The sequence below is a fragment of the Allomuricauda sp. M10 genome, from assembly GCF_020782875.1.
Classification (GTDB): domain Bacteria; phylum Bacteroidota; class Bacteroidia; order Flavobacteriales; family Flavobacteriaceae; genus Flagellimonas.
The window spans coordinates 503794-515457 of record NZ_JAJGBN010000001.1; the positions used below are offsets into that span (position 1 = coordinate 503794).

9 protein-coding genes are annotated in these 11664 nt (G+C 42.9%); 3 read left to right on the forward strand and 6 right to left on the reverse strand.

The features are described from left to right. The first annotated feature begins 40 nt into the window (after window positions 1-40). Window positions 41-1252, forward strand: coding sequence for a multidrug effflux MFS transporter (locus LKX84_RS02440; protein WP_228235528.1), 1212 nt, complete (start codon window positions 41-43; stop codon window positions 1250-1252). Here the strand turns inward: LKX84_RS02440 and LKX84_RS02445 are convergent, their stop codons facing one another. From LKX84_RS02445 to nagB, 5 genes are all read right to left on the reverse strand, one after another. Then, window positions 1253-2335 (reverse strand): anhydro-N-acetylmuramic acid kinase, encoded by a 1083-nt coding sequence (locus LKX84_RS02445; RefSeq protein ID WP_228235529.1) that lies wholly within the window; start codon window positions 2333-2335, stop codon window positions 1253-1255. Then, window positions 2332-3927: a glycoside hydrolase family 3 protein gene (locus LKX84_RS02450; protein WP_228235530.1), complete on the reverse strand. Its 1596-nt coding sequence runs from the start codon at window positions 3925-3927 to the stop codon at window positions 2332-2334. The genes LKX84_RS02445 and LKX84_RS02450 overlap by 4 nt, the downstream gene beginning before the upstream one ends. Continuing rightward, window positions 3920-5200 carry an MFS transporter gene (locus tag LKX84_RS02455; RefSeq protein ID WP_228235531.1) on the reverse strand — a complete coding sequence of 427 codons (1281 nt, stop codon included), beginning with the start codon at window positions 5198-5200 and terminating at the stop codon, window positions 3920-3922. The genes LKX84_RS02450 and LKX84_RS02455 overlap by 8 nt, the downstream gene beginning before the upstream one ends. 9 nt (window positions 5201-5209) lie before the next feature. Further along, a complete protein-coding gene (locus LKX84_RS02460; protein ID WP_228235532.1) occupies window positions 5210-6700 on the reverse strand; it encodes a glycoside hydrolase family 10 protein in 1491 nt (496 codons plus the stop codon). A gap of 73 nt (window positions 6701-6773) precedes the next feature. Next, a complete protein-coding gene (gene nagB, locus LKX84_RS02465) occupies window positions 6774-8687 on the reverse strand; it encodes a glucosamine-6-phosphate deaminase (protein WP_410548863.1) in 1914 nt (637 codons plus the stop codon). 197 nt (window positions 8688-8884) lie between these two features. Here nagB and LKX84_RS02470 point away from each other — a divergent pair, with 197 nt between their 5' ends. Then, window positions 8885-9634 carry a DeoR/GlpR family DNA-binding transcription regulator gene (locus LKX84_RS02470; RefSeq protein ID WP_228235534.1) on the forward strand — a complete coding sequence of 250 codons (750 nt, stop codon included), beginning with the start codon at window positions 8885-8887 and terminating at the stop codon, window positions 9632-9634. A gap of 5 nt (window positions 9635-9639) precedes the next feature. After that, a complete protein-coding gene (gene murQ / locus LKX84_RS02475) occupies window positions 9640-10452 on the forward strand; it encodes an N-acetylmuramic acid 6-phosphate etherase (protein ID WP_228235535.1) in 813 nt (270 codons plus the stop codon). Between the two features lie 8 nt (window positions 10453-10460). Here the strand turns inward: murQ and LKX84_RS02480 are convergent, their stop codons facing one another. Further along, window positions 10461-11579, reverse strand: coding sequence for a PQQ-dependent sugar dehydrogenase (locus tag LKX84_RS02480; protein ID WP_228235536.1), 1119 nt, complete (start codon window positions 11577-11579; stop codon window positions 10461-10463). Window positions 11580-11664 lie beyond the last annotated feature (85 nt).

Below are 11664 nucleotides of genomic sequence, written 5' to 3' on the forward strand. Positions count from 1 at the left end.
AAAGCTTTATTGGTACAACGGGTATCCCTATTTTTGCACCATGAAAAAAACAACCCAAAAACCCAACTTTGAATTTGTGGCCATGATGGCCGCATTGATGTCGATCGTAGCCTTGGCCATAGATGCCATTCTACCGGCTATATCCAATATTGGGGAAGCCATTAAAAGTTACGATTCCACCGATAACCAATTGTTGGTTACCATGATTTTTCTGGGTCTTGGGGTAGGACAGTTGTTTTTTGGGCCCATTTCGGACAGTTTTGGTAGAAAGCCTGTGGTTTATGTGGGATTTACCATTTTTTTGGTGGCCAGTATCATTTGTTTGGTAGCACCTTCCTTAGAGATTATGGTGGTCGGAAGAATTTTTCAGGGAATCGGACTTTCAGCACCCCGCACCATGGCCATTTCCATCATCAGGGATACCTATGAAGGCGATTACATGGCAAAGGTGATGTCGTTTGTTGTAGCATTCTTCATCTTGATTCCGGTAGTGGCTCCGGCGATTGGAAAATTGATTTTGGATGCCGCAGGCTGGCAGGCCATTTTTTATGTCCAGATGTTTTTTGTTTTTGTGGTGTCACTCTGGTTTTGGAAAAGACAGCCTGAAACCCTACATCCGGAATACAAGATTCCGTTCTCTAGCCATGTGTTTGTTGATGGTGTGAAGGAGTTCGTAAAATACAAGGAAACTGTGGCCTTCACCATTACTTCCGGATTGGTCACCGGTGCTTTTTTGGTGTATTTGAGTTCCGCCCAACATATTTTTGAGGACCAATATGCATTGAAAGAAGTGTTCCCATACATCTTTGCCGGACTGGCTGTTTCCATAGGGCTTTCCACTTTCTTGAATGGTACTTTGGTAATGCGTTTCGGGATGCGAAAATTGTCCCTAATGGCCACCATCGTATTTTGTTTGGTAGCCTTGATCTATTCCGTGGTATTTTTGAATTCACCCAACCCCAGTATTTATGTTTTGGTGGGCTTTCTATCCGTTCAATTCTTTTGTCTTGGGTTCATGTGGGGTAATTTCCGATCCATCGCTATGGAACCCATTGGTCATATTGCTGGGATTGGTGCCGCCATCAACGGGTTTGTATCCACAATCCTTTCTATTCCCATTGCTACCTTTATCGGTGAGTTTGTGAAGAACAGCGTTTGGCCATTATTTGCTGGATTGGCCATTTGTGGATTATGCTCACTGGCAATTTTCTTGTTGGTCCATAGACCCAAGAAAAAGATTGTGACAGCTTGATCAACCCTCTATTGGAAAGAAAACTTCCCCACTGCAGGAATCTGAGGTGGCCCCGGTAACGGAGCGCAACACATTTGTTTTTCCTTCAAGTCGAAGTACCCCCATCAAGGCAAAAACCAGAGCCTCTTTGTATGCAATCAAGATTTTTTCTGGTATTGTCAATTCAATATTAGGACCCAACTTTTCTTGAAGGGTGTCCATATAAAATTGATTTAAGGCTCCACCTCCCGTAGCAAGCATCTTGTTTTTGGGTTTACTGCTATGTTTATGTACAACAAAGGCAATCTGCTCACAATTGTGGTGGATCAAGGTGTATAATTTATCGGCATGGCTACCTGATGATGCATCTATCAATGGCACCACCTCACTGGTAAACCATTCATATCCTGTTGATTTTGGATAGGGCAGATTGTAATACTCCAGACTGTTCAACTTTCTCAGCAAGTTGTGATCCAAACTTCCCGAACGGGCCAATTTTCCATTTTCATCGTAGGAAAGTCCCAACTGGTGGGTAATATAGTTCAAGGGCATGTTGGCCATGCCAATGTCATAAGCGATTCGCTCCCCATTTTTTTCAAAGGAGATATTACTGATGCCGCCTAAATTCAAACAAAAATCGAATTCATGAAACAATAGTCGGTCACCAATGGGGACCAAGGGGGCTCCTTGTCCCTTAAGTGAAACATCTTTGGTGCGGAAATCGCAAACCACTTGTTTGCCGCTAGTGTTTGCCAAGAGTTGTCCATCGCCCAATTGAAAGGTAATCCCATCTTCAGGACGATGGTGCGAGGTATGTCCATGGCTGGCGATAAAATCAACTTCATCCTCCAACTCATTTATGAACTGTTCGGATTGTTCCCCTAACCATTTGCCATAATCTTGGTGTAATTGGGCATGATCAGCTTCTGAAAGATAGATGGCATTTTTGAGGTAATCCCTCATTTCATCAGAATAGGGGATATCCTTGGTCTGCTTTATTTGAAAGTTCCAATGCCCGTTTTCTTCCCAAATATGGCAGTAGGCCATGTCCAATCCATCCAAAGAGGTGCCTGACATTAATCCCAAAACTTTGTATTTGCTCATAGACTAAAAGTTTTAAGTTGGACGGGAAGCAAACCTTTGGCTTTGGTCTTGCCCAGAAAATGTTGAAGGGCCTCTTCTTGAAATTCAGGAAAATCTTGATAAACAATGACCACATTTGTCTCGGGAAGAACACCTAAAATATCCAAAACATAGGGATTGCCGAATAGATAAAGCAGCACTTTCTTGCTGTTGATTATGGATTTAATGGATTGCAAAACAACTTCATCAAAACCAAATTGATCCTTGGGTTTAACGGCTGGTGGGAAAATGGACAAAACTACAGTTTGCGTTTCATCAAGTTTTTGCTGGATGATCCCTTGGTCCGAAGGAATGTTCAAAACTGGGCTGCCAAAAGCTTCCTCCAACCCTTTGGAGAAAAGGTTGGTTTTACTATTACTTATCGCTAAATTCAGGAAATTTGAAAATCTGATTTCTTCAAGTATATCTTTTTGGCCAAACCATTCGGTTAGACAGTTCTGGGCAATCTCGCTATTGATTTTGGAGGCTGTTTCCCAGTCCAACCCATCTGATTTATTTGTATTGGAAAACGCTTTTTCCTTCAGTTTCCAAATCCGTTCAAAACTGGCTTCAATTCGGTTTTGGCTTTCATTTTGAAGAATGATGTCAATACCTTCTTTGATATTTTCACTAAAACAGAGGACATCCATTCCAGCGGAAAAAGACTTCGCTTCCAACGTTCCTTTTTCCGGAAAGGTCTTGGATACAGCGTGCATGTTCAGGGCATCGGAAATGATGACACCGTCAAACCCCATTTGATTTCGCAACAGACCCGTAATGATCTTGTGTGAAGTGGTCGAAGGGCCTTCGCTGTCCAACTGTGGAAGTAACAAATGTCCGACCATAACCGAATCCACTCCTTTTTGGATCAATTGTTGAAAGGGGTAAAGTTCATTGTTTTGCAACTCCCTCGAAGATTTGTCGATTACGGGCAAACCTAAATGGGAATCGGTTGCAGTATCCCCATGACCTGGAAAATGTTTGAGAGAATTTAAAATTCCAGCTTCTGACATGCCCTGGATATAGGCATCAGACTTGGAAAATACTTGTTGCTTGTCATCCCCAAAAGAACGATAACCGATCACTGGATTTTCAGGATTGTTGTTGATGTCTACCACGGGAGCCAAGTTCCAATGGATACCTGCACTGAGGCAGTCCTGCCCAATAGCTTTCCCAGTTTGGTAAATTAGGTCCTCTCCATTTTGTAATGCACCTAAAGTGATCGCATACGGATATTGTGGGGTATTTTCAATACGCATAGCCAGTCCCCATTCTGCATCAATGGCAATTAAAAGCGGGATTTTAGCTGCTTTTTGATAGCGGTCAATGAGTTCCACCAAGCGGTCATAACTTTTTTCATTGTGGACAATCTGTTTCTTGCCTTCAAAATTGGTTGCGGCACTGGCACGGCTATGGAAGAAACAAAGCGACCCGATATGGTGTTCTGTGATCAGTTGTTCCATTTTCTGGACTTCTTCCTCAGTATCGTTGATAAAAACAGCAGGCATGAACAGTTGGCCCACTTTCTGGGATAGTGTAACCTGATCTTTGGGTGGTAAATGAAGCTTATTCATCAATTTCCACGGTTTTTTTACCATAATCGGCAGGGTAATCCAAATAACGCAATACAAGGAACGCCGGAATCGCGGCAATGACCACCCAAATGAAGAATCCATCATACCCCAACCATTCCTGAATATATCCGCTGAGCATTCCGGGGAGCATCATGCCCAACGCCATAAAACCAGTGGCAATGGCGTAATGAGAGGTTTTGGAAGCTCCATCGGCCACATAAATCAGGTACATCAAAAATGCGGCAAAACCGAATCCATATCCAAATTGCTCAATGATCACGGTTCCCACAACGGCATAAATACTGGTGCTCTGGGTAACAGCCAAGACAGCGTACAAAGCATTGGGCAGATTGAGCGCCAAAAGCATGGGGAGCATCCATTTTTTAAGTCCATCACGGGAAATTAAAATACCGCCTGCAATTCCTCCTAAGGAAAGCATGATTACCCCGACAGTGCCATAAATAGTGCCTACTGCTTCGGTGGAAAAGCCTAGCCCGCCAACCTCCAATTTGTCCAAAAGAAAAGGGGACGCCATTTTAACCAATTGCGATTCGCCCAAACGATAGGTTAGAATGAACAACAATACCCAGCCAATCTGCTTTTTTTGGAAAAAGGAAGCGAATACTTCTAAAAACCCTGTTGGTTTGGTTTCCTTTTCAATTGAACTTTCCTCATATTTTGGCGTGGCAAAAAAATTGGAAATCGTCAAAGCTAGCATCAAAACTGAGGCACTGATCATGGTTAGGGACCATGCTTTGGTGTTGTCTCCGTATTTGTTCTCCAGATATCCTGCAAAAATAACCAGGAGTCCTTGCCCTGTAATCATGGCCAATCGGTAAAATGTGCTCCGTAGCCCAATAAAAAAGGATTGTTTTTTCTGGGTAAGTCCGATCATGTAATAACCATCGGAAGCAATATCGTTAGTGGCCGAAGCAAATGCTGCCATCCAAAAAAAGGCAAGGGTGATGATGAAAAATGAGTTGGAGGAAACAAAGAATCCAATACCTAAAAATGCCAGTGAAATGACCAATTGCATCATCAAAAACCATTTGCGTTTGGTTCCCTTTAAATCTACAATGGGGCTCCACAAAGGTTTGATGACCCAAGGTAGGTACAACCAACTCGTATATAGTCCAATTTCAGCGTTTCCAATGCCTAAACGTTTGTACATGATCACGGAAACGGTCACCACCAAAATATAGGGGATACCTTGTGTGAAATACAGGAAGGGAATCCATAGCCAGGCATTTTTATCTTTCGGAGCTATATTCATTTTGGACTTTTATTTGGTTTTAAGGTTGAGCACTTGCATGTCACTCTCATTCCCGTAAGCATCGATGATAGTGATCGCCAGATTCTTATTTGCATATTTTGATGCTAATTCTGCCAGAAAACAGTGTCGGTCATTGTTTTCGGAAAAATATTCTTTAATCAATAGTTGACGTTGCTTTCCTTTAATTAGGTATAGATTGATGAAACGAGGAACACTGTCCGAGTACGAGACACAAAGCTCCAATTGTCCATTATCCTTTTTGATAGATTCAATGTTGGGCGATTGAATGTTGCTTTTAACCTGGTTCAAAGGGCCTGGATTTTTGGCCGGTAATTGATAAAACTTCCGTTCCAGTTTTTGGTTCACTTTTTCATGGTTTCCCATCAAGGATTTGGCGCTGAAAAAAATGTTGCCGTTCACATGCTCCAATTTCCTTGAGAATTTAAGCTGTTTGGGAATTTCGTTATCCTTGTTCCAAGCTTCGTCGCTGTTGTTTTTGATTTTGTAAACGCCATTGCCTATGTACAGATGGGTGTTTGGGGTGGCTTGGTTCCACCACGAAGTGATTTTTTTATGCGAAGCCAAGGGGAAATTCAGGCTCCAATATACTTGAGGTGCCAAATAATCTAACCACCCTTTTTGTACCCAAAGTAGGGGGTCGGCATACAAGTCCTCAAAAGTGGTCTGTCCCGCTTGGGTATCGGAACCTCTTGGGTCTGTGCTTTTGTTTTTCCATACCCCAAATGGACTAATCCCGAACTGCACCCAAGGTTTGTTTGTTTTTATAGTTTTGTGTACATCACTAACTAGCGAGTCTACATTGCTTCTTCTCCAATCCTCCAAAGTTTGGTTGGGTAAACCATATTCAGCAAAGGAGGAAGCATCTTCAAAAACTTCCCCTTCCACTTTATAGGGATAAAAGTAGTCATCAAAATGGATAGCATCTACCTCATAATTCGAAACCAGTTCCTTTATGATTTGGTTGAATTTGTCCCGTACTTCGGGAATTCCTGGGTTGTAGTAGTATTTCCCCCCATATTTTACCATCCAATCTCGATGTTGATAAAAATCATGGGACTTAGCCAAGGCTGTAGTATCCAAATTTACCGAGGCCCGGTAGGGATTCAGCCAAGCATGGAATTCCATACCTCGTTTGTGGGTCTCTTCAATCATCCATTTTAAAGGATGGTCAAATCCTTTTGGGGCTTCACCTTCTTTACCGGAAAGATATTTGGACCAAGGGGCCAAATCGGTTTCATATAAAGCATCTCCGGCCGTTCGCACCTGAACGATAGCTGCGTTGAAATTTAGTTTCTTATAAAAATCCAGTATGGCAATGAAGTCCTTTTTTTTCTTCTCAACATCATCTTCTGGGTGTTTAGGCCAGTCAATATTGGCCACGGTAGCAATCCAAACACCCCTGAATTCTTCTTTGGGTGCTTTGGTTACGGCACAGGATAGGAGTAAAATAAAAGGAATAAAATAAAGGATTCTTCTCATAAAGGCGAATAAAAAAGGCCTACGATATACTAAATGTAGGCCTTTTTAAATTAAGTCTAATAATATTGAACGTTTAGAAATGATATCTTACAAAGCCTTCCATAGCTTCGTATTCAGCCATTCCCAAGGCGTTGTATCTATTGGCGGTATCCTTGTTCCTTTGCTCCGCACGTTGCCAAAACTCCCTTTCGTCATTACCAGGGAACATGGCGCTATCCTTTTGGGATTGGTGTTTGAAGATGGCATTTTTCTTTCGTGCCATGTCCTTGGGGCCAATAGGAATGGCCATTTCCATATCCGCAATGTCCCATTCCTGCCAAGCTCCTCTATATAACCATACATAGCAATTTCTGATCCAGTCCACTCGGTCATCCTTCAGTTTTTGCAAGGCCCTAAAAACACTATCCAAGCACACCCTGTGTGTGCCATGGGGGTCGGAAAGGTCACCTGCGGCAAAAATTTGATGGGGCTTCAGTCTGTTCAACAAATCGTAAGTAATTTGGATGTCCTCGTCGGAGAGCGGTTTTTTCCTGACCGCTCCTGTTTCGTAGAAAGGAAGGTTGAGGAAGTGTGCGTTTTCTTCTTTAACCCCACAATACCTACAGGCGGCCAAGGCTTCTCCTTTTCTGATCAGTCCTTTAAACTGTTGTACTTCAGGGCTGTCCACTTCACCGGGTTTCTTGTTGGCCAAAAACTTCCGGACTTCCTTGAATTTCTTTTTAAGTTCTTTGTTTTCTTGTTGAATGTCGGTAGCGAAATCCAAAAATCGGATGACCTCATCATCAAAAACGGCAATGTTACCAGAAGTTTGATAAGCCACGTGCACGTGATGGCCTTGATCCACAAGTCGTAACAAGGTGCCACCCATCGAAATTACGTCATCATCAGGGTGCGGACTGAAAATAAGCGAAGTTTTTGGGAATGGTTCCGCACGCTCTGGCCTTTGACTGTCATCCGCATTGGGTTTTCCACCGGGCCAACCTGTAATGGTATGTTGTAACTCATTGAAAACATTAAGGTTGATTTGTTCGGCAGAACCAATTTCGGCAATAAGGTTCCCCATTCCGTATTCATTGTAATCTTCGTTGGTCAATTTCAAAATGGCTTTGCCCAATGTTTCCGAAAGCCAGATGGCTGCCTTCTTGATCAATTTGTCGTTCCACTCACATTCGGTAACCAACCATGGTGTTTTTATCCTGGTCAAATTGGAAGCAGCTGCGCTATCCACTACAAAATCACAATTTTCATGGTGTTGTAGGAAGGTGGCCGGCACGGACTCCTTGATTTTCCCTTCCACGGCTTGGTAAATGATGTTCGATTTTCCTTCACCCCAAGCCATCAATATGATCTTTTTGGCTCCCATGATGGTTCCAACGCCCATGGTGATGGCTCTTTTGGGTACATTTTCTTCCCCGAAGAAATCACTGGCAGCATCCAAACGGGTAACCCTGTCCAAGCGCACCAAACGCGTTTTTGAATTTAAGGAAGATCCAGGTTCGTTGAACCCGATATGCCCCGTTCTACCAATTCCAAGAATTTGGATGTCGATACCGCCTACATTTTGAATTTTCTCCTCATAATCCATGCAGTATTTCCTGATTTCGTCTTTGGAAAGGCTACCATCGGGAATATGGACGTTGTAAGGTTCAATATCAATATGGTCGAACAAATGCTCGTTCATGAAACGCTTGTAACTGTGAATGGAGGTAGGGTCCATCGGGAAATATTCGTCCAAGTTGAACGTGACCACGTTTTTAAAACTCAAGCGACCTTCTTTGTAGAACTGTACCAAGTAATCGTACACTTTGGTTGGGGTAGAACCTGTAGCCAAACCTAGTACGGCTTTTTTGCCCTCTTGCTGCTTCTGATTGATCAGCCCGGCAATTTCGTTGGCCACATACCACGAAGCGCTTTCGGAGTCTTCATAAATGTGGGTGTTGATTTTTTCGAATTTGACGGTTTCAGTGTCAAGAGGTTCGAGTTTCATGGATTTTTTGACCAATTCTTGCATGTTTTGATGCTATTAAGGATTTAAAACTGAACAAATATAAAATATTTTGCTGTTATTTGCGGTAAATTTGCTGTTTTTTGCTTTTTTAATACAATATTTACTTTGCCTTAATGTTAAACGGCATAATCTATAATAGTTTTCTACTTTTGATTTTGAATCCAAATATGACGGTAATGCTCAAGGAAGAACGACATCGGGCCATTCTTAATGAAGTGGAACTCCATAATAGGGTACTTTTGACAGATTTGGCCGAAAAATTGGATGTTTCCATTGATACTGTCCGTAGGGATGTTAAAGAATTGGATTCGGAAAATATGTTGACCAAAGTGCATGGTGGTGCTGTTTCGTTGGGTTTTGTCAACCAAAACCCTGCCCGAAGCAATGTTTATGCACTCGACAAAAAAGTGAGTATTGCAAAAAAGGCGGTAACATTATTGCGCAACAACAGCGTGATTTTAATCGATGGAGGCACCACCTGTTTGGAATTGGCCAGATTGTTGCCGACCAATATAAAGCTGACTTGTTTTACCCTTAGTCTTCCGGTGGCCATGGAATTGCTGGCAAAACCCAACGTGGAAACCATTTTTATTGGAGGGACACTTTCCAAGGATTCGCAAATTGCCGTGGGTTCCACCACTATTAATGCCTTGACCCAGATTAAAGTAGATTATAGTTTCATCGGGACCGGGTATGTAGATGCAGCGTTTGGGCTGACCGAGTTTGACTGGGAAGTGGTACAGACAAAGAAAGCGGTGATCAATGCTTCCAAGAAAACGGTACTTTTGTGCATATCGGAAAAACTGAATTCGCAGCATCGTTTTAAAACTTGTGATCTGAATGTGATCAGTACCATGGTGACGGAACTGGAAGCTTGGGACAAGAAACTCGATGCATTCAAAAATATGAACATACAATTATTGTAAGAGAGGTGGAAAAGCATATTAAAATCACGGAAAAACCGTCTTTGTACGATCAACTGGAGGAAATGGACGCGTTGGAAATCGTGGCCAACATCAATAATGAGGATAAAAAAGTGGCCCAAGCCGTGGAGCAGGTGTTGCCCAAGGTGGCCTTGGTAGTAGAAGAGACGGCCAAACGCTTTGATAAAGGAGGTCGACTGTTCTATATTGGTGCCGGGACTAGCGGAAGGTTGGGTATTTTGGATGCTTCTGAGATTCCGCCCACTTTTGGAATGCCTCATGATCGTGTGATCGGACTTATCGCCGGTGGCGATTCAGCAATCAGAAAAGCAGTGGAATTTGCCGAAGATGATACAAAGCAAGCTTGGAAAGACCTTCAGAAGTACAACATCAATGATAATGACGTCCTGGTAGGGATTGCCGCATCAGGAACCACGCCTTATGTGTTGGGCGGCATCGCAGATGCCAAGGCACATGGGATCCTGACAGTGGGGATTACCAATAACCCTGGGTCGCCTTTGGCTTCCAATACAGATATTCCCATTGAAGTGAACGTAGGTCCTGAATTTTTGACAGGGAGCACCCGAATGAAAAGCGGTACCAGTCAAAAGTTGGTGCTGAATATGATTTCCACGGCCCTCATGATTCGTATTGGTAGAGTAAAGGGGAATAAAATGGTGAACATGCAATTGAGCAACACCAAATTGGTGGATCGTGGTACCCGCTATATTATGGAGGAGTTGGGGCTCAACTACGAGGAAGCAGAACAAGCCCTTAAAAAGTACGGCTCCGTTAAACTGGCCGTGGACGCCTTAAAATAGTTTTTGAACTATTTAGGAACCAGTTTAACAATCCCTTTGCCTTCAATACCTACATAAATGTAACCATCTGGGGCTTGGCGTACATTTCTGACTCGACCCATGCCATCCAATAACTTTTCACGATATACAACTTTGTTGTTTTGGATTTCCAGTCGTTCCAAATATTGAAAGGAAAGCGAGCCCACGAGCAAGTTCCCTTTCCATTTGGGATATTTGCTTGAAGACACAAATGTCATTCCAGAAGGGGCAATGGAAGGTGTCCACTGATAGATGGGTTGTTCCATTCCGGGTTTAGAAGTTGCATCCGTAATCTTGGTGCCACTATAATTGATTCCGTAGGTGATGACCGGCCATCCATAGTTTTTTCCTTTTTGGATGATATTGATTTCATCCCCTCCTCGTGGACCGTGCTCATGCTCCCAAAGTTCTCCCGTTTCCGGATGCAGGGTCAATCCCTGCGGGTTCCGATGCCCATAACTGTAAATGGCCGTTTTGGCACCCTTGGTTCCGACGAAAGGATTGTCCTTTGGAATACTACCATCGTCATTTATCCTGTAAATTTTTCCGCCATCCCGTTTAGTGTCCTGTGGATTTACATCCCGGTCGCCACGTTCACCAATGGAAAAGAAAAGATAGCCTTTTCGATCAAACTCCAATCTGGATCCAAAATGTTGCCCGCGGGTGCTGTTGGGAACAGCTTTGTACAATACCTGTTGGTCCACTAATCTGTTTTTGGAAAGTTTGGCCCTCATGATGGCCGTATTCCCACCCTTGTCATCCCCATCACTGGAGGCATAGGAGAAATAGATCCAGCCATTTTCTTTGTATTTGGGATGCAATTCAATGTCCAATAATCCGCCCTGGCCTCTATTATAAACTGGAGGAACATTCTCGATTTCGATGTTCTTCCCGGATTTGTTTAGGATCAGTTTTCCTGATTTCTCGGAAACCAGGATTCCACCATCTGGAAGAAAAGCCATTCCCCAAGGGTTCTGAATGCCTTCAACTACGGTTTCCACAGTAAAATCAAGGGTTTTCGGAAGATTTATGCCCAAATCGGGTTGTTGGGCACAAGATGTACTGAGCAGTACAACGAAAAAATAAGGAAATAAGACACTTTTTTTCATAGTTTTACGTTGAAATAATAGATTTTATAGATAAACGGTTACTTTATGGTAATCGGGTGTGTTCAAGATAAAGAGATTTTTATAA

Bases quoted from the DNA above. Each gene is read 5' to 3' on its own strand.
- LKX84_RS02440 (WP_228235528.1), top strand. From the start codon at position 41: ATGAAAAAAACAACCCAAAAACCCAACTTTGAATTTGTGGCCATGATG.
- LKX84_RS02445 (WP_228235529.1), bottom strand. From the start codon at position 2,335: ATGAGCAAATACAAAGTTTTGGGATTAATGTCAGGCACCTCTTTGGAT.
- LKX84_RS02450 (WP_228235530.1), bottom strand. From the start codon at position 3,927: ATGAATAAGCTTCATTTACCACCCAAAGATCAGGTTACACTATCCCAG.
- LKX84_RS02455 (WP_228235531.1), bottom strand. From the start codon at position 5,200: ATGAATATAGCTCCGAAAGATAAAAATGCCTGGCTATGGATTCCCTTC.
- LKX84_RS02460 (WP_228235532.1), bottom strand. From the start codon at position 6,700: ATGAGAAGAATCCTTTATTTTATTCCTTTTATTTTACTCCTATCCTGT.
- nagB (WP_410548863.1), bottom strand. From the start codon at position 8,687: ATGAAACTCGAACCTCTTGACACTGAAACCGTCAAATTCGAAAAAATC.
- LKX84_RS02470 (WP_228235534.1), top strand. From the start codon at position 8,885: ATGCTCAAGGAAGAACGACATCGGGCCATTCTTAATGAAGTGGAACTC.
- LKX84_RS02480 (WP_228235536.1), bottom strand. From the start codon at position 11,579: ATGAAAAAAAGTGTCTTATTTCCTTATTTTTTCGTTGTACTGCTCAGT.